This window comes from Salsipaludibacter albus (assembly GCF_019798055.1).
GTDB classification, from domain to species: Bacteria; Actinomycetota; Nitriliruptoria; order Nitriliruptorales; family Nitriliruptoraceae; genus Salsipaludibacter; species Salsipaludibacter albus.
On sequence record NZ_JAHOPH010000001.1, the window covers coordinates 225,232 to 251,137 of the forward strand.

Annotated in this window: 26 protein-coding genes; 6 read left to right on the forward strand and 20 right to left on the reverse strand. The window is 72.5% G+C overall.

The window, feature by feature from the left end; genetic code table 11:
* Nucleotides 1-83: 83 nt before the first annotated feature.
* From KR546_RS19510 to KR546_RS01055, 5 genes are all read left to right on the forward strand, one after another.
* A complete protein-coding gene (locus KR546_RS19510) occupies nt 84-1,457 on the forward strand; it encodes a cytochrome P450 (protein WP_238442834.1) in 1,374 nt (457 codons plus the stop codon).
* Nucleotides 1,454-2,617: an AMP-binding protein gene (locus KR546_RS01040; protein ID WP_238442835.1), complete on the forward strand. Its 1,164-nt coding sequence runs from the start codon at nt 1,454-1,456 to the stop codon at nt 2,615-2,617. The genes KR546_RS19510 and KR546_RS01040 overlap by 4 nt, the downstream gene beginning before the upstream one ends.
* Before the next feature lie 150 nt (nt 2,618-2,767).
* On the forward strand, nt 2,768-3,334 hold the full coding sequence (locus tag KR546_RS01045; protein WP_238442836.1) for a flavodoxin domain-containing protein: 567 nt from the start codon (nt 2,768-2,770) through the stop codon (nt 3,332-3,334).
* Between the two features lie 94 nt (nt 3,335-3,428).
* Entirely contained in the window at nt 3,429-4,178 is a 750-nt protein-coding gene (locus KR546_RS01050; protein ID WP_238442837.1) for a hypothetical protein, read from the forward strand.
* A gap of 29 nt (nt 4,179-4,207) precedes the next feature.
* Nucleotides 4,208-4,615 carry a hypothetical protein gene (locus KR546_RS01055; protein WP_238442838.1) on the forward strand — a complete coding sequence of 136 codons (408 nt, stop codon included), beginning with the start codon at nt 4,208-4,210 and terminating at the stop codon, nt 4,613-4,615.
* A gap of 303 nt (nt 4,616-4,918) precedes the next feature.
* Here the strand turns inward: KR546_RS01055 and KR546_RS01060 are convergent, their stop codons facing one another.
* The 14 genes from KR546_RS01060 to hemL form a co-directional block, all read right to left on the reverse strand.
* Nucleotides 4,919-5,920 (reverse strand): zinc-dependent alcohol dehydrogenase family protein, encoded by a 1,002-nt coding sequence (locus tag KR546_RS01060; protein WP_238442839.1) that lies wholly within the window; start codon nt 5,918-5,920, stop codon nt 4,919-4,921.
* Between the two features lie 69 nt (nt 5,921-5,989).
* Nucleotides 5,990-7,195 carry a c-type cytochrome biogenesis protein CcsB gene (gene ccsB, locus KR546_RS01065; protein ID WP_238442840.1) on the reverse strand — a complete coding sequence of 402 codons (1,206 nt, stop codon included), beginning with the start codon at nt 7,193-7,195 and terminating at the stop codon, nt 5,990-5,992.
* The gene (locus tag KR546_RS01070) at nt 7,192-8,928 is read right to left on the reverse strand and encodes a cytochrome c biogenesis ResB family protein (RefSeq protein ID WP_238442841.1); all 1,737 of its coding nucleotides are present in this window, start codon (nt 8,926-8,928) and stop codon (nt 7,192-7,194) included. The genes ccsB and KR546_RS01070 overlap by 4 nt, the downstream gene beginning before the upstream one ends.
* A gap of 344 nt (nt 8,929-9,272) precedes the next feature.
* Nucleotides 9,273-10,052, reverse strand: coding sequence for a cytochrome c biogenesis CcdA family protein (locus tag KR546_RS01075; RefSeq protein WP_238442842.1), 780 nt, complete (start codon nt 10,050-10,052; stop codon nt 9,273-9,275).
* A gap of 130 nt (nt 10,053-10,182) precedes the next feature.
* Entirely contained in the window at nt 10,183-10,770 is a 588-nt protein-coding gene (locus KR546_RS01080) for a TlpA family protein disulfide reductase (RefSeq protein WP_238442843.1), read from the reverse strand.
* A gap of 22 nt (nt 10,771-10,792) precedes the next feature.
* Nucleotides 10,793-11,728: a hypothetical protein gene (locus KR546_RS01085; RefSeq protein WP_238442844.1), complete on the reverse strand. Its 936-nt coding sequence runs from the start codon at nt 11,726-11,728 to the stop codon at nt 10,793-10,795.
* Complete coding sequence (locus KR546_RS01090) at nt 11,725-12,786, reverse strand: c-type cytochrome (protein ID WP_238442845.1); 1,062 nt, start codon at nt 12,784-12,786, stop codon at nt 11,725-11,727. Before KR546_RS01090 ends, KR546_RS01085 begins: the two co-directional genes overlap by 4 nt.
* Before the next feature lie 40 nt (nt 12,787-12,826).
* Complete coding sequence (locus KR546_RS01095) at nt 12,827-13,420, reverse strand: Rieske (2Fe-2S) protein (protein WP_238442846.1); 594 nt, start codon at nt 13,418-13,420, stop codon at nt 12,827-12,829.
* A gap of 10 nt (nt 13,421-13,430) precedes the next feature.
* Nucleotides 13,431-14,261 carry a cytochrome b family protein gene (locus tag KR546_RS01100; RefSeq protein ID WP_238442847.1) on the reverse strand — a complete coding sequence of 277 codons (831 nt, stop codon included), beginning with the start codon at nt 14,259-14,261 and terminating at the stop codon, nt 13,431-13,433.
* Nucleotides 14,262-14,312: 51 nt separating this feature from the next.
* Nucleotides 14,313-15,071 (reverse strand): selenite/tellurite reduction operon b-type cytochrome ExtP, encoded by a 759-nt coding sequence (gene extP / locus KR546_RS01105; RefSeq protein ID WP_238442987.1) that lies wholly within the window; start codon nt 15,069-15,071, stop codon nt 14,313-14,315.
* Between the two features lie 69 nt (nt 15,072-15,140).
* Nucleotides 15,141-15,488 (reverse strand): NADH-quinone oxidoreductase subunit I, encoded by a 348-nt coding sequence (locus KR546_RS01110; protein ID WP_238442848.1) that lies wholly within the window; start codon nt 15,486-15,488, stop codon nt 15,141-15,143.
* A gap of 39 nt (nt 15,489-15,527) precedes the next feature.
* The gene (locus KR546_RS01115) at nt 15,528-16,076 is read right to left on the reverse strand and encodes a hypothetical protein (protein ID WP_238442849.1); all 549 of its coding nucleotides are present in this window, start codon (nt 16,074-16,076) and stop codon (nt 15,528-15,530) included.
* A gap of 423 nt (nt 16,077-16,499) precedes the next feature.
* Complete coding sequence (locus tag KR546_RS19515; protein ID WP_238442850.1) at nt 16,500-17,180, reverse strand: TlpA family protein disulfide reductase; 681 nt, start codon at nt 17,178-17,180, stop codon at nt 16,500-16,502.
* Complete coding sequence (gene hemL / locus KR546_RS01125; protein ID WP_238442851.1) at nt 17,174-18,472, reverse strand: glutamate-1-semialdehyde 2,1-aminomutase; 1,299 nt, start codon at nt 18,470-18,472, stop codon at nt 17,174-17,176. Before hemL ends, KR546_RS19515 begins: the two co-directional genes overlap by 7 nt.
* A 68-nt stretch (nt 18,473-18,540) precedes the next feature.
* On the opposite strand from hemL, the gene KR546_RS01130 reads away from it, so the two are divergent.
* Complete coding sequence (locus KR546_RS01130) at nt 18,541-19,719, forward strand: alpha/beta hydrolase (protein ID WP_238442852.1); 1,179 nt, start codon at nt 18,541-18,543, stop codon at nt 19,717-19,719.
* 23 nt (nt 19,720-19,742) lie between these two features.
* Here the strand turns inward: KR546_RS01130 and KR546_RS01135 are convergent, their stop codons facing one another.
* From KR546_RS01135 to hemA, 6 genes are all read right to left on the reverse strand, one after another.
* Complete coding sequence (locus tag KR546_RS01135; protein WP_238442853.1) at nt 19,743-20,489, reverse strand: glycerophosphodiester phosphodiesterase family protein; 747 nt, start codon at nt 20,487-20,489, stop codon at nt 19,743-19,745.
* 2 nt (nt 20,490-20,491) lie between these two features.
* Nucleotides 20,492-21,478 (reverse strand): porphobilinogen synthase, encoded by a 987-nt coding sequence (gene hemB, locus KR546_RS01140; protein ID WP_238442854.1) that lies wholly within the window; start codon nt 21,476-21,478, stop codon nt 20,492-20,494.
* Nucleotides 21,475-22,644, reverse strand: coding sequence for a YihY/virulence factor BrkB family protein (locus KR546_RS01145; protein WP_238442855.1), 1,170 nt, complete (start codon nt 22,642-22,644; stop codon nt 21,475-21,477). The genes hemB and KR546_RS01145 overlap by 4 nt, the downstream gene beginning before the upstream one ends.
* A 135-nt stretch (nt 22,645-22,779) precedes the next feature.
* Complete coding sequence (locus KR546_RS01150) at nt 22,780-23,583, reverse strand: uroporphyrinogen-III synthase (protein ID WP_238442856.1); 804 nt, start codon at nt 23,581-23,583, stop codon at nt 22,780-22,782.
* Nucleotides 23,580-24,539, reverse strand: a complete 960-nt coding sequence (gene hemC / locus KR546_RS01155; RefSeq protein ID WP_238442857.1) for a hydroxymethylbilane synthase — start codon at nt 24,537-24,539, stop codon at nt 23,580-23,582. Before hemC ends, KR546_RS01150 begins: the two co-directional genes overlap by 4 nt.
* A complete protein-coding gene (hemA, locus tag KR546_RS01160; RefSeq protein ID WP_238442858.1) occupies nt 24,536-25,780 on the reverse strand; it encodes a glutamyl-tRNA reductase in 1,245 nt (414 codons plus the stop codon). Before hemA ends, hemC begins: the two co-directional genes overlap by 4 nt.
* Between the last annotated feature and the right edge of the window lie 126 nt (nt 25,781-25,906).

Sequence of the window (25,906 nt, forward strand, 5' to 3'; positions counted from 1 at the left end):
GCGAAGGTACGCGACGACCGGTCGCCGGCCGGCCGTGACTCGGTGGCCGACCCCCGTCCCGGCCGGCCGCGGGAGGAGGTGGCGTGGACGTAGGCTGGAGGTGGATCGACGGGACGGACGGGACCATCGACACGCTGACGACGCAGTTCCACGGCCTGGTGCGCGACAGCGCCCGCATGGTGGCGTTCGCAGCGATGCGACGGCGGGGCGGGCTGGTCGGGGAGCTGTTCGACCGTGCGAGCCTCGTCGACCCGTACCCGATGTACGAGCGGATCCGGACCACGGGCCGCGTGCTGCACACGCCGCTGGGCCACATGACCTCCCACCACGACCTGTGCGACACGATCGCCCGGCGCCCGTCGACCACCACGGGGACGGCCGTCCGCCGGGACACCATCGGTGGGGCCTCCCGGGTCCAGCGGTGGCTCTTCTCGCAGCCCGACCGCACCGGGCTGGTGGACCCGCTGGGTCCCCAGTCGATGATCGGGGTGGACGGCACCGACCACGCGCGCCTGCGTCGCCTGGTCAGCAGGGCCTTCACGCCGGCGTCGATCGAGGCGCTCCGGCCCCGGCTCGGCTCGATCGCCCGCGACCTGGCGGCCGACCTGCCCACCGACGAACCGTTCGACCTGATGGACCGCTTCGCCAACGTGCTGCCCGTCCTGGCCATCTGCGAGGTGCTGGGGATCCCCGAGGCCGACCATCGGCGTTTCAAGGCCTGGGGCAGCGCGCTGGCCGTCGACCTCGACGCGGCGGCGCTCGCCCACCGGCAACGTGCCGGGACCCGGGCCCTGCGCGAGCTCGGGGACTACCTCGCCGACCTGGTGGCGGCCCGCCGTCGCGACCCCGGCGACGACCTGGTGTCGGCCCTGGTCGCGGTCGAGGAGGACGGCGACCAGCTGACCGATCGCGAGCTGCTCGCCACGTGCATGCTGTTGCTGCTGGCCGGCTTCGAGACCACCGTCAACCTGCTCGGCAACGGGACCGCGGCGATGCTGGCCGCACCCGACCAGCTGGACTGGCTGCGCGGTGACCTCGGCCGGCTCCCGGGGGCCGTGGAGGAGCTGCTCCGTTTCGACGCCCCGGTGCAGATGGTCGTGCGGATCGTCGGCGAGCCCATGGACGTCCCGGTGGTCGACGAGCACGGCGGCGACGTCGGCACGTTGCCCGCCGGGGCCCCGGTCGTGCTGCAGCTCGCCGGGGCCAACCGTGACCCGGCGGTGTTCGACGACCCGGACCACCTCGACCTGTCCCGCCCGAACGCCCGGCGCCACCTGGCATTCGCCAGCGGCCCGCACTACTGCCTCGGCGCGGCGCTGGCACGCCTGGAGGGCGAGGTCGGGTTCGCCGCCCTGCTCGAACGGCTCGGCACGATGCGAGCGGCCGGCACCCCGACCCGGCGCAGCAGCTTCGTCCTGCGTGGGTTCCAGACCCTGCCGGTGACGGGCGACGGGTGACCCGGGTCGAGCTGTTCCGGCAGGCCGACCGGTCCGTGGAGGCGGAGCACATCCTGCGGGCGTGGGACGAGGGCCATGCCACCTGGGTCGTGGACCCGGTGGCGTCGGTCGACCCACTGGCCGACCTGGTCGACGCATGGGTCGGCCCCGAGACCGTGGAACGGCTCGTGACGTCCGGTGCGGCGACGGTCGACCTCGACGTCCCGGACGACACCGCCACCGTCGTGACGTCGTCGGGCACGACCGGCACCCCCAAGGTCCTGCCCCTGACCACGGCCGCGCTGGACGCGTCGGCCGACGGTGCGCACGCCCACCTGGACGTGACCGACCGGGACCGCTGGTTGCTCGCCCTCCCGCTGCACCACGTCGCCGGCCAGAGCGTCCTGTGGCGCAGTCGACGTCTCGGGACCACGGCCATGGTCCAACCCCGGCTGGACGTCCACGCGGCGGCAGCTGCCGGGGTCACGGTGGCCTCGCTGGTCCCGACCCAACTGCGTCGCATGGTCGACGCCGACCTCCACCTCGACGCGACGGTCCTGCTGGGCGGTGGCGCGGTCTCGCCCGCGCTCCTGGACGACGTGGCCGCGGGTGGCCACGTCCGTCGGGTCGTGCGCTCCTACGGGCTGACCGAGACGGCGGGTGGCTGCGTCTACGACGGCGTGGCGTTCCCGGGCGTCGAGGTGGCGGCGCCGGCAGGCCGGCTCCGGATCCGCGGTCCGGTGCTGGCCGCGGGTCGGCTGGGCCCGACCGGCCTGGTCCCGATCACCGACGACGAGGGCTGGCTGGTGACCAACGACCTGGGGGCGGTCGACGGCGGCGTCGTGTCGGTGGTCGGGCGGGTCGACGACGTGGTCGTCACGGGGGGCGTGAACGTCGCCCCGGCCGCGGTCGAGGTGGTGTTGGAGGACGATCCCGCCGTGTCCCGGGCCGGCGTCGTGGGGCTGCACGACGAGGCGTGGGGCCAGCGGGTGGTGGCCGCCGTCGTGCCGCACGGGGGACGCACGCCGCAGGTCGACGCGCTGCGGGAGCGGGTCCGACACCAGCTCGGGGCGGCGGCGGTCCCCAAGGAGGTCCGGATCGTCGCGGACCTCCCCCTGTCCGCGCTCGGCAAGGTGCAGCGCGACCGCCTGCACGACCGGCTGGCACGTCCCGCGGGCTGACGCCACCCGCGTGACCACGAGCCGGTCCGGGACCCGCGTCGTTGGTCCCTCCCACACCGGGCAGGTCGGCACGTTCGGTGTCGCGGCTTGCTCGGCGATGCTGGACGCCGATGCCGGACACCGGGTCCGGAGCGACCGGGAGGAACCGCCATGCACGTGTTGGTGACAGCTGCCTCACGCTACGGGTCGACGGCCGAGATCGCCGCGGCGATCCGGGGCCACCTCGTCGACCGCGGCCTGGACGCCTCGTTGCTCGACGCCGACCGCGTCACGACCCTGCAGCCCTACGACGCGGTGGTCCTGGGCAGTGCCGTGTACGCCGGACGCTGGACGAAGCCGGCGCGCGAGCTGGTCGAGCGTGTCGCCGACCAGTGGTCCGACTGCCCCGTCTGGTTGTTCTCGTCGGGCCCGGTCGGTGATCCGCCCAAGCCGGACGACGACACGGTGGACGTCGCGGAGACCATGGAGGCGACGGGAGCGCGTGGCCACGTCGTCCTGCCGGGCCGGGTCGATCGCAGCCTGTTGGGCTTCGGCGAGCGCGCGATCGTGCGGGCACTGCACGTCCCCGACGGGGACTTCCGCGACTGGGCGGCGGTCGAGGACTTCGCCCGGACGGTGGCCGAGTCGCTCCACGCCGGCGAGCCGTCGGACGCCGACGTCGACGCCGACGGCGCGATCCCTGAACGACCCGTCGCCCCCCGTGCCCGACCGTCGTGACACCGGGTCGGTCGGCGGTGGGCGCCGGGTCCTTCGCCTCCGGACGTGGCCGCCGCGGGGGCGGACAATCGAGGGGTCGACACAGGAGACGAGCATGGGCACCTCGGGCATGACCAGGGGACGGATCGTCGCGCTCGTCACCGGCTGCGTCCTGGCCCTGCCGGGGCTGGGGATGCTGTTCGGAGGTGCTGGGCTGCTGGTGGTCACCGCCGCACCGGGCGAAGACGGGTTCGCCACGTCGACCGTGTCGATGTCGTCACCACGCGCGGCGATCACCTCCGACGAGGTGACGTTCCACCTCGACGCGGCCGCCCCGGACTGGCTCGCGGACGTGTTCCGGACCGACGTGCGCATGGACGTCGTGACGTCGGATCCCGACGCGTTCGTCGGCGTCGGACCGACCGACGACGTCGAAGCCTGGCTCGACGGCGCGGCGGTGGACCACGTGACCAACCTCACCGGCGGGGAGGTCGTGGTGACCCCGGGGACGGACGGAACCGCGACCATCGCATCGCCCCTGGAGCAGGACTTCTGGGTCGCGTCCACCACGACCGCCGGGGACGGGTTCGACTGGACCGTGACCGACGGTCGCTGGACCGTCGTGGCGGCGACCACGGACGGCCAGCCGGGGATCGACGGCGTGCTGGACGTCGGGGTGCGCACGGCCTTCCTGCGGCCGCTGGCGACCTTCCTGACCGTGGCCGGGGCGCTGGTCGGCCTCGGAGCCCTGGGCCTGGTCCTGGGCGCGATCCTGGGCGGCCGTGGCCGGCCACCCCAGCCCCCTGACCACCACCTGCCACCGGTTCGGGACGACGAGGTGGTCCGCGTGCCGGCGATCCGCTGAAGCTGCGGCCCGACGAGCCGGAGGACCCGATGGACACCACCGCCACCGAACGCGTCGAGATCGTGCTCGAGGACGTCGCGACGACCTCGCCCTGGCGTCGGATCGCCACGACCCTGGGCGGTACCCAGGGCACCCAGTTCCTCCGCTTCGTGGCCCGACGTCAGGACGGGTCGGTCGGTGGCGCCATCGGGGCCGGCACCGACCGCGACGTGCGCGTGTCAGGCTCGTTCCCGGTCATGGCCCTGCAGCGCCGCGACGAGCTCGACGCGGACGAGGCCTGGGGCGGCGAGGTCCGGGACCGCTTCGACGAACTCCACGCGCAGTTGCTGCAGGACGGCTGGCGGCCCGAGGGTCGCGGCGACCAGTGGTGGTCCCTGGTGCTGCGCCGACCCGCCCCCGGTGCGGCGCCCGACGAGGGAGTGGTCGCCACCGACTGACCGGTCCGACCGCCGCCACGACAGGACCTTCGGCCTGCACGGCCACCGCCGGTCGGCCGCAGTCAGGGGCGGCCGGGCGCGGCACCATCATGGCTGGGATCGGCCCGGCCACCGACCCCCGGGAGGCCGCCATGCCAGCCGTCGAGACCCTTCGCCGCGGCGCCTCGCCCGACGACGTTGCGATCCCGCCCAACCGCAACCTGCAGTCCGGGCACCCCGGGCCACACGCGCTGGAGTGCATCCACCACGGGCCCGTCGAGCCCCCGCACGCCGCGGATCCACCGCGGCGGTCCACTCACGAGGTCAGCCGATCTCGAGGACGGCCGCACCGGTGAACCGGTCGGCTGCCAGGTCGGCCAGCGCCTGGTCGGCAGCCTGCAGTGGGTACGGCCGCACGGTCGAGCGGACGCCGAGTCGCTCGGCCAGCACCAGGAACTCGGCGGCGTCGGCCCGGGTGTTGGCGGTCACGCTCACGACCCGACGCTCCTGGAACAGGTGGCGCTGGTAGTCCAGGGACGGGACGTCGCTGAGGTGGATGCCCGCGATGGCCAGGGTCCCCCCACGGTCGAGCGCGGCCAGGGCCTCGGGCACGGTCTCGCCGGCCGGGGCGAAGGTGATCGCCGCATCCAGCGGCACCGGTGGGGACTCCCCCGGACGTCCCGTCCAGGCCGCCCCGAGCTCCTCGGCCAGGGCCAGCGAGGCCGGCGACCGGCTGACGACGTGGACCTCGACGCCACTGGCGAGCGCCAGCTGCGCGGTCAGGTGGGCCGATCCCCCGAACCCCCAGATCCCCAGCCGCCCTCCCGGCCGGACCTCGGCCCGTTTCCAGGCGCGGTAGCCAATGATGCCGGCGCACAGCAGCGGTGCGAGCTGCAGGTCGTCGATGCCGTCGGGCAGGGGGTGCGCGAAGGCCTCCGGCACGGTCGTCAGTTCGGCGTAGCCGCCGTCGTGGGTCCATCCGGTGAAGGTCGGTTCGAGGCAGAGGTTCTCGTCGCCGCGCCGACAGAACCGGCAGCGACCGCAGGTGGAACGCAGCCACGCCACCCCGATCCGGTCCCCGACCGCGAAGCGCGTCGCCCCGTCACCACGGCCGACGACCTCGCCGACCACCTCGTGGCCCGGGACGATCCCGCGCCGACGCACCGCGAGGTCTCCCTCGGCGACGTGCAGGTCGGTCCGGCACACCCCACAGGCACGCACCGCGACCAGCACCTCCCCCGGCCCCGGCTGCGGATCCTCGCGCGTGCCGAACTCCAGTGGCCGGTCCTCGATCGGCCCCGGCTCGCGAACCCACCATGCCCGCATCGTGCCACCTCCCGTCGACCCGCATCCACCCCGGTCGTCTCCGGAGCCAGTGGCGGTGGCCGGACGGGCCTACGCGTAGCTGTGCAGGCCCGAGATCACGAGGTTCACGCCGTAGTAGGTGAACATCAGCACGCCGAAGGCCAGGATCGCGAGCCAGCCGGCGTTGCGCCCCTTCATGCCACGGGTGGCACGGGCGTGCAGGTACCCGGCATAGGCGACCCAGGTCAGGAACGCCGAGGTCTCCTTGGGGTCCCAGCCCCAGTACCGACCCCACGACTGCTCCGCCCAGATCGCGCCGGTGATGACCGCGAACGACCAGATCGGGAAGGCGAACGCGATGGTCCGGTAGGCCATGGCGTCGAGCGTCGCGGCGGACGGCAGGTAGGGCACGGCCCAGCGGGCCAGCAGCGCGGCGAGAACCATCACGATGTCGACCGTGACGAACCGCGTGAACCCCGACCCGAACAGGTCCTGGCCCGCGCGCAGTCCCTCGACCCAGAAGACCCATGACACCGCCGAAGTGCCCAGCAGGGTGCCGACGGCCAGCCGGACGGGATCGATCGCGGCCCGCATCCGGCGACGGTGCTCCTTCCCGAACTGTTCCTCGAGCTCGGCGACGTCGCCCTCCACGGTGTCGGGTGACGTGCGCTGCGGCACCGTGCCCAGGTCGTCGTCGGCGAGGTCGACGGCCCGCGCGGCCCCCACGCTCCCACCGGGCATGGACGCGCGCAGGTGTCGCTCGGCGGTGTCACGCAGGAGGTACAGGGCGCCGAAGACGAAGGCGACCGTGAACAGGCCGGCCGCGAAGACGATCGCCGAGACGTGGATGGCGCGCCAGCTGGTGCCCAGCACCTGCTGCAGCGGTCCGGGCTCGGTGTAGACGAGCAGTGCCGCCCCCATCGTGAGCACGGCGCCCAACAGGAGGAAGCCCATGAGGTCGGGGCGCTTCAGCCGCCCCACGACCACGACCAGCCCGACGACCACCGTGGTCAGGGCGATGATGGTCGAGAACTCGAACATGTTGCCCAGTGGCATGCGCTCGGCGGCCAGCGTTCGCACGACGATGTGGGCGGCCAGGGCGATCGTCCCGAGCACGGCCAGCACGAACCCGGCCTGTTCCGCCCGACGACCCGATGTCGCGACGGTCCCGTCGGGACGGGGGACGTGGCGGGCCGACATGGCGTACAGGTAGGCGACCATCGAGACGGTCAGCAGGGACAGTGCCAGGGGCTCGAACAGGAACCTGGACAGCTCGGCCAGCTCGGGCTGGGTCATGTCGTCACCTTCTCCTCACCACTGGTGGGGGTGGTCGGTGCGGACGCGTCGCCGCCCTTCGGGGACGTCACCGCGACCGCGGCGTCGTCGGTGCCGCGATCGTCGGGCGCAGCGTCCTCGTGGTCGTCGGGCCCGTCTTCGGGCACCGCGTCCAGTTCCTGACGCAGCAGCGGGACCAGGTCCTCGAATTCGCCGGTGAAGGCATCGGGGCGCTGGAACGCACGTCCCGCGACCGTCACCATGCTACCTCCGGCCGGGTCGTCGACCGCCCGGACCCACACCCGGCGCCGGTAGGCGTACAACGCCGGCACCAGGCCCGCCAGGAGCAACGCGGCCCCGGCCAGCAGCAGCCCGACGGTCGGTCGGCGGCTGACCTGCAGGCCGGCCCAGCGCGACAGTTCCGGGAACGCCACCGTGGTCCCGTCGGCGAGCTCGACCTCGCCCCCCAGCCGCACGAACGCAGTGTCGACCAGGTCGAGGCCGGTCGTGTCGAGACGGTTGACGTCCTGGACCTGGTCCAGGCGCAGGTCGCCGCGGTAGGCCGCCACCACGAGCAGCGGATCGTCGGCCCACGGTGCACCGGTGATCTGCGGGGTCCCGTCCTCGCCTGGTGGTGCCCACGGGTACAACGCGACCGCGAGCCCGACGTCCGGGTCGGCGCCCGGCGCCTTGACCGCGGTCCGGAACGATCCGTCGTCGGTGACCCGGGCGGTCGTGGTCCCGTCCCAGACGACCCGGCCCCCGTCGGAGACGACGATCCGGGGTGCATAGCCCCAGTCGAGGAGGTGGATCTTCTGGCCGTCGACGACCATCGGCACGTTGGGCGAGATGGTGTCGGTGCGGACGTCCCCGTCGGCCTCGGTGACGGTGACGTCGGCCTCGAACAGCGACGGGGTGCCGCCGAAGCGCACGTCGCGCACCCAGTCGACCCGGAACTCGTCGAGTTCGAGTTGGAAGTCGGTGTGGTCGTCGTAGCCCCACCAGCGGCCGGGCTGGGTCGACCAGTACGCCTGGGACGTGTCGGTGAACCCGGAGCCCTCGACGACGCCGACCTGGCCGAGGAACCCGGTCAGCTGGCCCAGCACGATCCCGACCAGCAGCACGTAGAACGACAGGTGGAACAGCAGCGAGCCGCCCTCCCGGGACACGATGCCCTTCTCGGCGGCGACCTGGCCGTCGCCGAGGTCGTCGGCGTCGGCGGAACGGAGGCGGTGACGCCGACGTGCGAGCAGGGTCCGGGTGCGGGCGTGGACCTCGTCGGCGGCCAGTGGGCTGGCGAACGTGGCGACGTGCTCCTGGCGGGTGATGTTGCGGCTCAGCGGCGGCCGCCCGTGGCGTGCGGACCGCCAGAACGCGCGGATGCGGGGGACCAGGCACGCCGTCAGCGAGGTGAACAACAGGAGCAGCAGGGCCAGGAACAGCGGGGAGCCGTAGACGTCGTAGCCACCGAAGACGTCGATCACCTGCGAGACGGCGGTGCCCGGCCCGGCCACACCGGAGCGCCAGTCGGCGACCGTGGCCGGGACGTTGGGCTCCTGGGGCACGACCGTGGCGAGCAGTGTCTGGACCCCGAGGACCGCGAGGATGATCAGCGCGGTCTTCATCCGGGTGAGCCAGCGCCACGCCATCTTCACGGCGTCCACGACGAACTCCCACGGACCCTGTGGGCGTCGTGGGCCCCGGCGAACCGTGGGATTGGCCTCCGGAGGGGCGGTGGTGTCGATGCGACTCACGCCCGGGATCGTATCGCCGCGCCCCTCCTCCCCTCTCGCCCACCCCAGGTCCCGAACCCTTCTCCCACCTCGCAACCTCCCCCCGCCACGGCCACCCCCGATGTGACTTCGCCGCAGCGATGTGACTTCGACGCGAATGCGCACGGAACTCACATCACGATCGCCAACTCACATCACGAAGGGTGATCGCGAGGCAGCGAGCTGCCGAACCGCCGGGAGTGGTCGGCGTTCGCTGTCGGAACGTCGACCACCATCCGATCGGGGAGATGCCGCCGACGACCGGGCCCGACGCCTCCGCCCGGTCCACCCCCGCACCTGTCGGAACGACCGTCCCGATCGAGTGCTCAGATCGGTGGCGTGAAACCATTGATCAGGGGGCGCAGGCGGAGGATGAAGGTGTCCCAGAGACCGGTGGCCAGTGCGATCCCGACGATGACCAGCATGACGCCACCCACGATCTGCAGCGTGCGGGCGTTGCGCTTGAGCACGTCGAGCGCACCGGCGGCACGACTGAAGAACACCCCGAAGAGGATGAACGGGATGCCCAGGCCCAGCGCGTAGACGAACGCCAGGGCGCCGCCACGCAGGGCGGCGCCGGTCGAGGACACCGCCGCCAGGTTGAGGATCGCGGCGGCGGCCGGGCCGATGCAGGGTGTCCAGCCCACCCCGAAGATGAACCCGAGCACCGGGGCCGTCAGCAGCCCGCCTCGGGGGGCGCGGTCGCTCACGCGCACCTCGCGGGACAGGCGCCCGGAGGCCATCGCGACCCCCATGGCGGCCACGAACAGCCCCATCGCGATCTTGACCCACCGCTGGTCGAACACGTCGAGTGCGCCGACGGCCACCCCGAACAGCACGAACGGCACGGCGAACCCGGCGACGAACAGGATCGATCCCAGCAGGACACGCGAGTGTCGGCCCACGCCACCCCCGGCGAGGTCCTGCCCGGACAGCCCGGTCATGAACGACAGGTACCCGGGCACCAGCGGCAGCACGCAGGGACTGGCGAAGGAGACCAGCCCGGCCGCGGCGGCGATCGCCGCGGCGACCACGAAGTTGGCGTCACCGATCAGTCCCTGCACCGTCTGGGCGGCGCCCTGGGCGAGCAGCGGGACGAGCGTCAACGACGTACCTGTGAGCGAGGACGGTCCAGTGTGTCGCACGGTCGGACGGGGGGCCAACCACGACCCTCGGTGTCGCGTGTCGAGCGTGCGCATCGCGGCCGCATGGTGCCGCCGGGAGCACACTCGACGGTCAGGCCTCGGCCAGCAGGAGGTCGATGACCTGGGAGAGCTCGATGGCGGTGGTCTCGCCGAACAGGCTGACGGCGACACGTCCCTGCTGGTCCAGCACGATCGTGGCCGGCAACGTCTCGGGACCGACCCCCTCGAAGGTCCCGGCGACCCGGGTGGTCGGGTCGTGGATCGACGGGTAGGGGATGTCGAACTCCTCGACGTGCAGGAGGGCGTTGGCCTCGGAGTCGTCCTGGACGTTGACCCCCACGAAGGCGACGGTGTCGTCCGCGTACTCCTCGGCGAGGAGGTTCAGCTCGGGCTGCTCGCGTCGGCACGGCCCGCACCACGACGCCCAGAAGTTGACGACCACGACGTCCCCGGCGACGTCGGCCAGCGACAGCGTCTCGTCACTGCCCAGCACCGGGAAGTCCTCGGTCGGCGCGGGCGGTCGCTGGTCGGGTGGCAGCGGACACCCGCCCGGCCGCACGACCGCGACGTCGTCCGGGCACTCGGCGCCGGCCGGTGGACTGGACGAGCACGCACCCAGCACCAGCCCGACGACCAGCAGCAGGGCCAGGACGGGTCGACGCGCTCCGCGCGGGGTCACGAGGGTCCGGTCGGGCGAGGGCTCACTGCCGGATCGACACCGCCAGGTCCTCGGGCTCCTGGACCTCCTGGGCGCGACGCTTCTCGCGCATCTCCATCCGGTCCAGCCCGAACAGGCTGCCGACGAACAGCAGCAACGAGATCGCGCTCCAGACGGCGGACGGGAACCACAGGGCCGACGGCTCCTTGAAGGCGAACATGGTGACGGTGTCGACCGGGACCGTGACGGTCTCGCCGTCCGGTCCGAGCCAGTTGGTCTCCATCTCGACCTCGGTGCCGAACAGCAGCGTGCCGTTGCTCTCGGTGATCAGGCGATCACCGGGCACACCGCTGAAGAACGGCTCGGCCCGGGTGAAGTCGGCCGCCGCATCGGCGCCGACCTCCTCCTCCAGCCCTGCCTGGCCCGCCTCCTGGTACTCGCCGCGGGCGTCACCACCCAGCTGGGAGTCCCCGTTGTCGTCCGTGCGCAGTGCCAGGGCGACCATCAGGGCCTCGGCCTGGGCGACCTCGCCGTCCAGGCTGGTGTAGCGCGGGTCGGAGGACAGGTCGTCGTCGGACGCGTCTCCCTTGCCGAGGAAGTCAGCGACCGAGGCGAAGTCGGACAGGTCGTTGGCGGCGTCGAAGTACGTCGCCGTCTCGGACCCGGGCTCGAAGGCGAAGATCGAGGACTGGTACTGGTCTGCGGGCTGGCCGGGGAAGTTCTGCAGGCCGGTCGCGACCGGCGTGCCGGGGGCGCCGAACCACCAGAAGATCCCGAGCATGAAGCAGAATCCGCCCATGGCGGTGCCGTAGATCAGCGCGCCCTTCTTGGCCCCGTAGTTGGACCACAGCAGGGCGAAGATGCTGCCGCAGAAGATGATGATGCCCAGGGGCACGGCGAGCTTGGACGCGATGTGGTCACCGGAGAGGCCCTCGGCGCCCTCGGTGGCCAACAACAGGGTGGTCAGGAGGCTGGTCATGACTCGTCCTGTGCGTCGGTGGCGGCCTCGGAGGGCGCCGCCTCGGTCTCACCGGTGGCGGCCGCCGGCGGTCCGCCCACCTGGCCGAACCGCTCCCCGCCGGGCACCTGCTGGGACTCGATGTGGTCGATCACCGCCTGGATGGCGTCCTCGGGCAGGGTGTCCTTGAAACTGGGCATCACCCCGACCCCCGGGACCAGTCGTCCGTTGATCAGGGTCTGCTCGATCGTCTCGCGGACGGGGCCGAAGGTGGCGGGGTCCTCGAGGTCGGCGCCGTAGCGCTCGTAGATGTTGGTGAGGTTGGGACCGACGCGGCCCTCGAGGTTGTCGCCGTGGCAGCGCGCGCAGTTGTTGGCGAAGATGTCGCCACCGGACGCACCGGCGAACGCCTCGGCGTCGATCGGCTCCACCTCGTCGATCTGGATCGACAGCAGGTAGGTGACCAGGTCGTTGATCTGCTGGTCGTTCATCGGTCCGTTGTAGTCGGACCGCCACGCCGCCATCGGCGTGCCCGGACGACCACGGATGAGCGTCTGGCGGATGAAGTCCTCGACGTCGGTGACGATCGCGGAGTCGGCGTAGCGCGCCTCGATGTTGTTCAGCCGTGGTGCGGGCCACGGGGCCTCGCCGTAGGGGTTGGGTGCGGACCCACCCTCGGCATTCGTGCCGTGGCACGTCGAGCAGTTGCTGGTGAACAGCGTGCGACCGGCGACGACGTCCTCTTCGTAGTAGGCGTCGCGCTGGGCGTTGATCCGGGCGGGCTCGATCATCCAGTACACGGCCAGGAACACGCCGGCGAACAGCGACAGGGCCACGCCCCACGCCATCGCCCGCTCCATCGCCGACGACTCGAGCTCCTCGTCGGAGTGGTACGGGCGCATCGCCAGCGGGATGTCCCCGGTGCGCTTGTCACCCCGCTTGCGGCCGCGGCCCGGCCCCACGATGAAGAACGCCAACCCGAACGCGACCAGGCCCGCCACCAGGACCACCATCACGATCCGGGCGGTGTCGGATCCGCCCTCGGCAGCGGCCTCGGTCGCCAGCAGCAACAGTTCCATCAGTTCCACACCTCGTTGTTGGGCTCGCGCGGCGAGTCCGTCACAGGTCGACGCAGTTGGGGCCCTCGGCCTCCTGCGACAGCACGTTGGCCGTACGGGCGGGCCCGGTCTGGAGGTTCGCCGGGTTGGTGTCCACGACCAGGACCCCGTTGGGGTCGACCGTGGAGGGGAAGCGGTCCAGCCCACGCGGGGCCGGGCCACCGACCCACTCGCCCCAGCGGTTGTACTTCGAGCCGTGGCAGGGGCACTCGAACCACTGGGACGTCTGGCACCACGGCACCCGGCAGCCCAGGTGCACGCACTTCTGGTACAGCGCCATCAGCCCCGTGCCCTCGACCTCGACGCCGATCTGCCCGTAGGCCTCCTCCGCGCCGGGCGCGGACGGGTCGTACTCGACCACGTAGAGCCGACCCGAGGGATAGGCGAACGGGGCGCGCTCCTCGCGGATGGTGGCAAGGACGTCCGAGGCGTTGCCGACCGGGATCGGCTCACCGAACCCACCGGTCAGCTGCGGCCACAGGAAGCCCAGGGACGCGAGGCCGAACACGCCCAGCCCACCCGCCACGCCGCCGAACAGCGAGTAGCGCAGGAAGGTGCGGCGTTCGACCTCGGGAAGTCGACGTTCGTCGCTCATGACATCTGCCTCACAGTTCGAAGAACAGGCCGTCGACCCATGGCCAGACCCAGTTGAAGCCGGGGCCACGGAAGAACGACCCGGCGAACACGAAGACCGTCCACAGGCACATGAAGAAGGTCATGGACATGTTGGCGAACTTGCGGTTCTCGGGCTTGGCGGACGGGTTCTTGTCCATGTAGGCCGTCGCACCCAGCGCGATCAGCCCGACGCCGGGGATGGTGACGCCGGCGACCATGGGGTGGAAGTAGCGCAGCAGCTCCTGCAGACCGAGGAAGTACCACGGCGCCTTGGACGGGTTGGGAGTCAGGTTGGGGTTGGCGAGCTCGCGAAAGGTCGCGTCGATGAAGTAGGACACGACCAGCAGCACCGCACCCATCGCCAGCAGTGCGACGAACTCGACCAGCAGCAGGTGCGGCCAGGTGTAGACCTTGTCCTGCTGCTTGTCGGAGACCTGCTGGATGCCCGACGGCGGGACCAGGGCCAGCAGTCGGTGGGTGTGCTTGGAGTCGGCGGGCACGCCGATGGAGGGCGATCCGTTGGTCTGGCCGAGCGAGGCCCGCACACGCGCGGCGCGCTCCTCGGGCGTCAGGCGGCCCGACGGTGCGTCTGCGACGGCCGTCGCGGTGGCGGTGCCGCCCCCGCTGCCACCGAAGTTCTCGCGGAACTCCGCCAGTGCCTTCGTGGCCTGGTCGGCCGACTTCGGGCCGATCTCGACCCCCTGCTCCTGCTTCTCCTTGCGGACCGTCGCCGCCTTGGCCTTGGCCCGGGCGATGCGGTCGGGGACACCCTGGGACGTCAGGGCGTCGTAGGTGGCCTGGTCGATCTGCACCTCAGCCATCGGCGCTCACCTTTCCCTTCTGGCTCACAGCACGATCCCTCGTGACGGTCGTCACAGGGGCCCCGAGATTCCGCCGTCCTTGCGGATGCGCCAGAAGTGCACCGCGAGGAAGATCACCGTCACGAACGGCACGAACAGCACGTGCAGCACGTACCACCGCAACAGCGTGTTCGGTCCGATCACCGCGCCGCCCAGCAGCACGAACTGCACCTGCTTGCCGAAGACCGGGGTGAAGCCCATCATCTCGGTGCCCACGGTCACGGCCCAGATCGCGAGCTGGTCCCACGGCAGCAGGTAGCCCGTGAACGACAGCAGCAGCGTCAGGGTCAGCAGGATGACTCCCACCACCCAGTTGAACTCGCGTGGGGGCTTGTAGGCACCGTGGTAGAACACCCGTGCCATGTGGAGGAACACCGTGAACACCATGAGGTGGGCGCCCCATCGATGCATGTTGCGGACCAGCTGGCCGAACGTGACCGACGCCTGGATGTTGCGCATGTCGGCGTAGGCGAGCTCGGTCCCGGCACCGGCCGCGGGGGTGTAGAAGAACATCAGGAAGATGCCGGTGATGGTCAGGACGACGAACAGGAAGAAGCTCAGTCCACCCAGGCAGTAGGTGTAGGTGAGCTTGAGGCCGTGGCGCTTCACCTTCACCGGGTGGAGGTGGTAGAGCACGTTGTTCATCGCCGCGAGGGCGCGGTCCCGCGAGGTGTCGCGGTAGCCCTTGCGGTAGATCGACCCGGGACGGAAGATCGACTTCCAGATCACGTTGTCCTGGGTGTTCTTCTGGATCTCGCTCCAGCTGGGCAACTTGGGCACGGTGTGCTCTCCGTCTGGTGCGTTCCCGGCGCGGTGCCCCGTGCCGGGAGGTGGCGGTCGTCAGGCCTGGTCGACACGTCCGAGCCACAGGGCGTCGGACGGGCACCGCTCCACGCAGATCGCGCAGCGGGTGCACTCGTTGTCGTCGATGATGAACACCGAGGCCGACTGCTCGGCCAGGGTCATCACCGAGTGCTTGTCGGCGTTCTTGATGATCGACGGGGACATCATGAAGATGCACTCCCACGGGCACACGTCCTCGCAGGCGCGACACATGATGCACAGTTCGGGAGTCAGCCCGATGTGGCGCTTGGGCTTGACCCGCTCCTGCAGCCAGTTCGGGTCGACCTCCTGGACCGTGTAGTCGTCGTAGATCAGGGGGTGCTCGCCCTTGTCAGTCTTGCCCATGGCGACCTCCGAACGGGCTCGGCGTACGCGGGGTGAGGCTCACTTGTAGCCCCCGGACTCGGGCTTGATCTCGCCCTCGGCGAGGGTCTTGGGGTAGCGCTTCTGGATGCGTGCAGCGGCCCACAACGTGGCGACGAAGCCGACCACGTGGAGGATCACCACGACCAGGTCGCGGATCACCTGGTAGAGGTTGTCGGCGATCGCGAAGCGGTAGCCGTCGGGGAGGATCGTCCAGCTGCCGATGGTGACGGGACCGTTGATGCCCATCGACGCCGGGATGATCGTGCCCGACAGGATCTCGCTGTTGGAGTCGAGGTAGTAGATCCAGGCGGACGGCAGGATCCCGAAGGCCCACCAGAAGATGGCCAGGCCCCCGAACACGCCCATCGTCGCCGAGACCCACTCGTGCTTGCCGTGCGCCCAGTGGGCCAGCGCGAGCGGCGCACCGATCAGGAAGATCCCCCAGATCGCGAGGATCACCAGGCCCCACCAGCCCTGGCCGATGCCCGACGGGTCGCCGAACTGCCACAGGGCGTACAAGGCTTCGTCGAGAGTGCCGAAGAACTCTCCGAACCAGCTTCCGTTCACGCTGTCCTCACGACTCGTCGGCGGTCACGCATCGGACGTCGGTGCATCGACTGCGGTCCCGGGGATCGACCTCGGAACCGGTGGTCGGGGTCGGGTCGAACACCTGCACCTGCACGGACCGTGCGGAGCACGAGACGCGTGTTCGCGGCCGGTGGGTCGACGACCCGGATGGCAGGGCCATCCGTGGCCGACAGCCTACCAACGGTCCGGGGGGCTGGCCGTCCGGCCGGTGTCCGCCTGCCCTCGCTGCGCTCGGGCAGGTTGGAGAACTCGCTTCGCTCCTTCTCCCACCGCCGGGCAGATCGGTCGCCACTGGTCGCGGGGAGCTGCGGCGGGGGTCTCATGACGGTGCTGCGACGGGGTCGAGGTCGAGGTGGTCGCCTGCACTCGCTTCGCTCGGGCAGGTTGCAGAATTCGCTGCGCTCATTCTGCGGAATCCGTCTCGACGCCCAGGTGCTCGGTGACAGCGTCAGCGAGTTGGGCGCGGGTGATCTCGCCGATGTGGCGGTGCACCACCATCCCGTCGGCGTCGACGAACAGGGTGGTGGGCATGGGGCGAACCGAGACCTCGCGCGCCAGCACCTGGCCGTCGGGGTCCAACCACGAGTCGAAGCCGACGTCGACCTCGTCGAGGAACTCCGTGGCGTCGTCGGGCCGGAAGTCGACGGTCACGCCGACCAGGTCCAGCCGGTCGGCGTTGTCCGTGGCGAACTGGTCCAGCATCGGCATCTCCTCACGACAGGGGCCACACCACGACGCCCAGAAGTTGATCACCAGCGGACGCCCGATCCAGTCCGCCGTCGAGGTGAGCTCGCACGTCTGCACGTGGGGCAGCGCCACGATCGGCAGCGGCTCCGCCCCGGGCGGCGGGTCCCCCAGCGTCGAATCCTCCGGGTCGATCAGCGGGCCCTCCCGCAGTGCCTCGGTGCAGGCTCCGTCGCCGCCGGCGACCGGGTCGGCCGCCGACGGGTCCGACGTCACGGTGGTGACCGGTTCCACCGTGTCGGGCGCGGTGTCCGGCTCGCCCGACGTGCACGACACCACGGCCGCCGCCACCACGACGGTCGTGACGATCCCCAGGACACGCCGACGGGGTCTCACCACGTCGCCACCGTGTCGGCGGCGGCCGACACCACCCGGTCGACGTCGTCGTCGGTCAGGGCGGTGGAGGTGAACAGCACCTCGTACCCGCTTGGCGCGAGCTGGACCCCGCGATCGAGCATGCCGTGGAAGAACCGGGCGTAGGCCTCGTGGTCGGCCGCGGCGACGTCGGCGAACCGGCGCGGCGGCGCGTCGACCCCGAAGACGATCCCGGCAAGGGTCCCCGCCCGGGTGACGACGGCATGGTCACCGACGGCGTCCGCCAGTCCGTCGGCCAGCCGCGTGGTCGTGGCCTCGAGGTCGCGGTACACGTCCTCGGTCAGCAGGCGCAGCTGGGCAGCGCCGGCGGCGACGGCGACGGGGTTCCCGGACAGCGTCCCTGCCTGGTAGACCGGGCCGTCGGGGGCGAGGTGGGCCATGACCGCGGCGCTCCCACCGAACGCCGCGAGCGGGAACCCGCCACCCACCACCTTGCCCAGCGCCGTCACGTCCGGCAGGACGCCGGTCAGCTCCTGTGCGCCCCCACGCGCCACGCGAAAGCCCGTGATCACCTCGTCGAACAGCAGCAGTGCCCCCACGCGGTCGGCCTCGTCGCGGAGCAGCTGCAGGAAGCCGTCGTCGGGGGGCACCAGGTTCATGTTCGCGGCGAAGGGCTCCACGGCGATCACGGCGAGGTCGTCGGCGTGCAGGTCGACGGCTGCCCGGACCGCGTCGGGATCGTTGAAGTCGACCAGCACCGTGTCGGCGACCGCTCCGGGAGTGACCCCGGGCGAGCCGGGGATGCCCAGGGTGGCGACGCCCGACCCCGCGTCGACCAGCAGTGCGTCACTGTGGCCGTGGTAGTGGCCGATGAACTTCAGGATCTTGGTGCGACCGGTGGCACCGCGTGCGAGCCGGATCGCCGACATCGCCGCCTCGGTGCCCGACGACACCATCCGGACCCGCTCGATCGACGGGACGGCGTCCACCACCAGCTCGGCCAGCTCGATCTCGCCGACGGTCGGTGCGCCGAAGGTCGAGCCGGAACGGACCGCCTCGATCGCGGCCGCCACGACGTCCGGGTGGGTGTGGCCCAGGATCAGTGGCCCCCACGAGTTCACCAGGTCGACCAGTTCCCGGCCCTGGCTGTCGACGACGTGACCGGCCCGGCCACGGGACAGGAACCGCGGGGTGCCCCCGACGGCGTCGAAGGCCCGCACCGGCGAGTTCACCCCGCCGGCGATCACGGCCCGCGAACGGGCCCACAGGTCCTCGTCGGAGACGGGCGTGGTGGGTGGTGGGGCGATGTCGTCCATGGCGCGAAGGGTACGTCGGTGACGACGGTTCCACGGACCGGGGCCGACCCGTCCGTACGCTCGCCCGCATGGTCGACGAACCCGCACCGCTGTTCGCACGACACCGCCCCGGGGACGGCGGTCCGGGCAACCGACGACGGGCCACGCTCGCGGGCGTGTCCGCGCTCGCGTCGGCGGCCGCCGCGGGGGTCGGGGTGGCCAGCCACTACGCCCGTCGGCTGACGGATCCGCCGACCGCGATCCCGGAGGATCCTCCCCGCGACGACGAGCGGGTGACGATCCACGCCGTCGGCGACGGCGACGTCCTGCTGGCCGGGCCGGGTGCGGACCGGCCGGGCGTGTGGGGCGTGGTCACGGCGACCGGGTACGGACGCATCGGCGCCACGCGGCGCCACACGCCGGCAGGGGTCCGCCGACCGTTCGAACTGGTGGACGGCGAGGTCACGCCGAGCCACGCCGTCCTGGACGCGCACGCCCACGTCAACCTGCCGACCTCGCTGCACCCGGACGGGACCGAGCTGCAGGTGCCGGGTCCGATCGGCGCCATGCCGGCCCACTTCGTGCCCGGGGACGACACCTGGGTCGTCGGGGTGCACGGTCGGGCGGCCTGGCGTCACGAGACGTTCCGTGCCCTCGGCCCGGCGGTCGCGGCCGGGCACACCGCGCTGGCGATCTCGTACCGCAACGACCACGACGCCCCACCGTCACCCGACGGACGTTCGCACCTGGGTGACACCGAGTGGGAGGACCTCGCCGCGGCGCTGGACCTCGCCCGGGACCGCGGCGCCCGGCGGATCGTCCTGGTCGGCTGCTCGATGGGCGGGGCGATCGTCGGACAGGCCCTGGCCCGGGCCGACGCCACCGGCGTCGTCGGGGTCGTGCTGGACGCCCCGGTCGTGGACTGGCACCCGGTCGTGGCCCGGGCAGCGCGTGACCTGGGGGTGCCGGGACCGGCGGTCGGCCTGCTGATGGCGCCGACCCGGCTGATGGCACGGGCCCGTCACCGCGTGGACCTGTCGACGCTGGGGTTCGACCCCCACGTGCTCACCGTGCCGACCCTGGTCGTGCACGGCGTGGACGACGAGGTGGTGCCGGTCGCCGGCTCCGACGACCTCGCCAGCCGGCGCCCCGACGTCGTCACCTACCTGCGCGTCCCCGGGGCGGGACACGTCCGGTCGTGGAACGTCGACCCCGCGACCCACGAGGCCGCCGTGCGCGCCCTGCTGCGCCGGGTGGCCCCGGACTGACCGGTGCCCGGCACGGTCGAGGGTCAGTCACCCGTCCCCGGCTCGCCTCCCAGGATCGTCGCGACGGGCAGGCGCTCGAAGATCAGGTTGTCCGCCGCCGCCCGCGCCCGCGCGAGATGGCCCGCCGACCGCACCGTCCACGTGACGATGCAGACACCGGCCGTCCGGCGCTCGACCACGCCCGGGACGGCCAGGGCGGCCAGGTCGACCGACAGGGCGTGCGGGCGGACCAGTCGGATGGCCCGCAGTCCGGCGGGCGTGCGACCCCGCGATCCCGCGGCGACGGTCAGCACCCGGGGGACGTCGGGCCGGAGGCGGAGGAACCAGCGCAGCACGGCCGGGTTGAACGACGCCACGCACGTCGGCCCGGCATGGTCGGCCAGCACCTCGGCGACGGCCGGCTCGAGCAGTCCGGCCCGGGCGTGCTCGGACTTGACCTCGACCATGACCGGGACGTCACCGGCGGCCGCCAGCGCCGCGGCGAGGGTGGGGATGCCCTGGTCGCTGCCACCGACGCGGACCGCGGCCAGCCGCTCGACCGTCAGGGCCTCGACGGGACCGGTCGCGTCGGTCAGCCGATCGAGGTGGCGGTCGTGGAAGACGACCGGTGTCCCGTCGGCGGACAGCCGGACGTCGAGCTCGATCCCGACCCCGGCGTGACGGGCCGCCTCGAACGCGGCCAGGGTGTTCTCCGGCACCTCGTCGTCGTGCAGCCCACGATGGGCCAGGGGCACGGTCGCCAGCCAGCCGGGGCTCGCGACGGTGTCCACGATCAGGCGAGCCGCCGGGCCACGTCGACCGCGGCATAGGTGATGACCGCGTCGGCTCCGGCCCGGCGGATCGCCACCAGCGATTCCTCCATCGCCGCCGGACCGTCGACCCAGCCCGCCCGGTCGGCGGCCGCCACCATCGCGTACTCACCGGAGACCTGGTAGCCGATCACCGGGACGTCCACGGTGGCGCGGGCCCTCGCGACCACGTCGAGGTAGGGCAGCGCGGGCTTGACGATGACGGCGTCGGCGCCCTCGTCGACGTCCGCCAGCAACTCGGGTCGGGCGTCGCGTGCCACCGCCGGGTCCATCTGGTGGGTGCGACGGTCACCGAAGGCCATCCCGGACTCGGCCGCGTCGCGGAACGGCCCGTAGAACGACGAGTGGTACTTGGCGGCGTAGCCGACGACGCCGAGATCACGGTGGCCGGCGGCGTCCAGCCCGGCCCGGATCCCCGCCACCTGGCCGTCCATCATCCCCGACGGGGCCAGCAGGTCGACGCCGGCCTCGGCGTAGACCACCGACTCGCGCACGTACCCGGCGACGGCCGCGTCGTTGTCGACGACGCCGTGGTCGTCGAGCGGGCCGCAGTGGCCGTGCGAGGTGTACTCGCACGAACAGACGTCGGCCAGCAGGAGCGGCTCGCCACCGTGCGCCGTGCGGACCGCGCGGGACAGCCGTGGCACGGGGCCGTCGGGGTCCCAGCCGGAACTGCCGACCTCGTCCTTGTCCGCGGGGATCCCGAACAGGAGGAAGGCGCTGACACCCGCCTCGAGGGCCTCGCCGACCAGCCGGACCGCGGAGTCCACCGGGTGCTGGAAGACCCCCGGCATCGAGGCGATCTCGGCGGGCTCGGCCAGGTCGTCCTTGACGAACAGCGGGAGCACGAAGTCCGCCGGGTGGAGGCGGACCTCGGTGACCAGGCGACGCAGTGCCGGGGTCCGGCGGAGTCGCCGACCTCGGAACGGCCCGGATCCCGCGTCGCTCACGAGCGTCGCCCGAGCAGCCCCGCCGTCACCACGGCCAGCGCGGAGGAGGCGAACGCGGCCACCTGGCGGTTCCGCCGGTCCTGCAGCGGCGACCGGGTCGGTTCCTGCCACGGCACGACCTCGCGGCCCGGGCCGGGTCCAGCGGCACCGGACTCCTGCAGCCGACCCCGGTCACGGAAGCGGTCGGCGAGCGACGAGTCGTCGGTGGCGCCGACCGCGACAGGCTCGGGCGGTGGTCCCTCCTCGCCGTCGTCCCGATCCTGCGTCGTGGGCTCGGTGCGGACCGACGGGGAGGTGTCGGGCTCGGAGCCGGTGTCGGCGACGGTCGCGTCCGCCGACTCGCCCTCCTCGCCGACGCCGGCCAGCTCGGCGCTGAGCTCGGCGCCGTACACGTACAGGCGGCCGGCCAGGTAGAAGACCAGCAGGACACCGATCACACCCGCGATGACCGCGCCTGCGGCGCTGCCCTGGCGGGCGGCGTAGGCACCACTGACGGCCTTCAGGACGGACCAGCCGATGCCGCCCAGGATCGCGCCGGGCAGGAGCTGTCGCCACCCCAGTGTGCTGCCCATGGAGTAGATCCGGTAGGCCACCCAGAACAGCAGGATGTCGAGCACCGCGGCGACGACGTGGGTCAGCACGCCGACCAGCGGACCGAACTGGTCCCCCAGCCCGGAGGTGAGCACCGACGTCGCGAAGGCGTTGGCCGACACGCCCCCGATCGCCAGCAGCCCGAGGATGGCCAGCGAGGCGAGCTGCCACAGTCGCAGCATCACCGTGTTGGCCTCCGCCAGCGGCAGGTCCAGGACGAAGCGCGTCGCGGTCTGCAGGGCGTTGGTGACCCGCAGTCCGGTGAACAGCAGCACGACACCACCGATCAGCCCGGTCGTGCCCGCGTTGTCGCGGACCGAGTCGAACGACTCCGTCAGCGCCTCGCTGCCCAGCCCCGGGATGGCAGTCTGGATCGAGCTGATGACCTGTTCCGGGTCGCTGATGGTCAGGGTCGCAACGGTCACGGCGATCGCGATCAGCGGGAAGAGCGACACGAAGCCGAAGAAGGCGACCGCGGCCGCGAACTGGTCGGCGGCATCACGCTTGGTGCGTTTCTGCACCGCCATCGCGGTGCCGATCACCGGCATGCTCGCCAGTCGCTCCTGCAGTGCCATGTGTGCGGTCTCCCGGGGTCGACACGCCGGACGCCTGGCATCCGAGGGTAGGACGTCGGCCGGGCGCCACCCCACCATCCACCGTCCTGCCCGCACCCCCGGCGCCACCGGTCCGCCGCGTCCGCCCGGCCAGCGTCAGCCGATGGCCAGGGCCGCCACGCACGCCGCGACCAGGCCGGGCAGGTCGTGCGGGTCGGCCTCGGCCGCGACGTCCAGCCCGTGGTGGCGTGCCCGCGCGGAGGTGACCGGGCCGATCGACACCAGCGCCGCCCCCGGCGTTCGCCCGTCCAGGGCCGCCACCAGGGCGTCGATCGTCGAGGGTGAGCCGGCCGCCACGGCGTCGATGCCACCGTCCAGCAGGTCGTCCAGGACCGGTCCCGGCAGCCTCGTCACCAGCCGGGTCCGGTAGGCGTGGACGTCGTCGACCTGCCAGCCCTTGTCGGCCAGGGCCGCGGGCAGCTCGGGCGAGGCGATGTCCGCCCGGGGCAGCAGCACGCGTCCCGGACCCGCCGGGAACGCGCGGCCCAGCCCGGTGGTGGTGTGCACGGGTGCAACCAGGTCGGGGTCGCGACCCAGGGCCGACCGGGTCCGTCGCGCCGTCCCCGGCCCGACGCAGGCCACCAGCACGTCGGTCAGCGCGGCCGTGCCGTCCGTGTCCGGCGACAGGCCATCGAGTGCGTCGGCCAGGGCGGCCGCGCCGTTGGCCGAGGTGATCCCGACGGCGGTGTAGCGACCGGCGACCAGGTCCTGCGCCGCGCGACGCAGGTCGGCGCCCCCGTCCTGCGGGGGCTCGATCGCCAGCAGCGGGACCTCGACCGGGTCGGCGCCGAGGGCGCGCAGGCGGCGCGACAGTGCCCCCTGCTGGTGGGCCGCGCGAGCCACCAGGACCCGGCGACCGACCAGCGGCCCGTGGTCACCGGTGGTCGCGGCGTCGGTCACGACCGGCCGTCCTCGGTCGAGGTGTCGGGTCCCAGTCCGGTCGCGGCACGCAGGCTGGACGCGACGGCCGCGGCAAGCTCGGGGATCTCGGTCACGGCCCCGCGCTGGCTGGCCCGGGCGAGGTTGGTCCCCGAGGCGTCCGACAGCAGCCCGAGCAGCTCCACCTGTGGCGTCGAGCGGCCCTCGACCATGTGGGCGTGGGCGCCGATGGGGGCGGTGCAGCCCCCCTCGAGGTCGGCCAGGAGCTGGCGCTCGGCCCGGACCGTCAGCCGGGTCTCGCGATGGTCCAGCAGGCGCAGGGCCGTCTGGGTGTCGAGGTCGTCGCTGCGGCACTCCAGCGCCAACGCGCCCTGGGCCGGGGCGTGCAGCATCTCGCCGTGCTCGAGTGGGACGGCCACGACCTCGTCGAGCAGGTCCCCGAGCCGGTCACCCAGCCGGAGCAGCCCGGCGGTCGCGACCACGACGCCGTCGAGCACGCCGTCGCGGACCTTGCCGAGCCGGGTCTCGACGTTGCCCCGCAACGGCTGGACCAGGACGTCCCGGCGGGCGCGGGCGACCTGGGCACGGCGGCGGGCCGACGAGGTCCCGATGGTGACGGTGCGGTCGCGCGGCAGGTCGACCAGCCGCCACCCCGCCCTGGTCACCAGTGCGTCACGCGGGTCGACCCGCCGGGGCACGACCGGCACCACCAGTCCCTCCGCCGGCTGGGTCGGCAGGTCCTTGTGGGAGTGCACGGCGAGGTGGCAGTCCCCGGCCAGCACGGCCTCGCGGATGCGGTCGACGAAGATCCCCTTGGCGTCGAACGCCTCGACCGCCCGGTCCTTGTGGTCGTCGCCCGTGCTCGACAGCGCAACGATCTCGTGGTCGCGTCCGGACACCGACGACAGCGCCTCGCCGACCTGTCGGGCCTGGATCCGGGCGAGCGTGGAGCGTCGGGTGGCGATGCGCCAGGTCACTTCGGGCCATCGTCGAGGTCGAACAGGTCCCGCAGCGCGTCCACGACGACCTGGGCCGTGCCGTCGTCGGCGCGATCCTTGAGCCGGATGGTCGGCTGGTGGAGGAAGGTGTTGACGATCCCCTCGGTGAGGGCGTCGACCGCCTGGCGCTGGCTGTCGTCCAGGCTCCGCAGGCGGTTGTCCAGTCGTTGCAGCTCGGCCCGACGGACCTGCTCGGCGCGACGACGCAGTGCACGGATCGTCGGCTCCACCTCGATCGCCGACATCCAGGCCGAGAACGCCTCGACCTCGTCGTCGACCAGCTCGAGGGCGTCGCGCAGGACCTCGTCCTGCAAGGTGGCATCGGCGGCGCGGCGGACGTCGGCCAGCCCGACCACCGTCACGCCCGGAAGGTCGGCGCAGGCGGCGGCGACGTTGTGGGGCATCGCGAGGTCGAGCAGCACCAGGGGCCGGGCCGAGCGGTCCCCCACCAGCTCGGGGGTGAGCAGCGGGGCGGATGCCCCGGTGGTGCACACCACCAGATCGGCGGCGGCGACCCCGGTCGCGAGGTCGTCGGCGACGACCGCGTCGTGGCGTCGCGCGAGCCGGTCGGCCTTGTCCGCCGAGCGGTTCCAGACCGCGAGTCCCCCGTGTCCGGTCAGCCGGGCGGCGGCCAGCGCGCCGACCTTGCCGGCGCCGACGACGAGGCTCGAGGCGTTCGGGGCCAGTGACCCGTCGGCGGTGAGCGAGGCGAGGGCGATGTCGACCATCGAGGAGCCGCCCGCACCGATCGCGGTCTCGTTGCGCAGGCGCCGGCCCACCCGGACACCCTGGCGGAACAGTCGCAGCAGCATGCGCCGGGCCGTGCCCTCGTGGCGGGCGAGCTCCATGGCGTCGCGCACCTGCAGGTTGATCTGGCGCTCGCCGACCACCATGGACTCGACCCCGCCGGAGACCCGGAACAGGTGGTCGGCCACCTCGTGGTCGTAGTGGACCTCGTGGCTGTCCAGGAAGTCCTCGGCGCGATCGCCGGCGCGGTCGGCGAGGAAGTCTGTCACCTCGTCGAGACCCGGGTGGAACTTCGACAGGTGGACGTACACCTCGACCCGGTTGCACGTCGACAGCAGCACGGCCTCGAGGACGTGCTCGAGGGCCACGAGGTCACGCAGCACCTTGCGTCGCTCGTCGGAGGGCACGGCCAGCCGCTCCAGCAACTCGAGGTCACTGGTGCGGTGGCTGGCACCGACGACGAGGAGGGGCATGCGGACTTCTTCGCACGTGGACGGGTGATGCGGTGGCTGCGAGGATGAACCGGCGGGCCGCCCCGGGGTCCGACGAACCGGTCCCGTGGGGCCGGGGAAGGACGCACGAGTTGCGGCCGTGGCTCG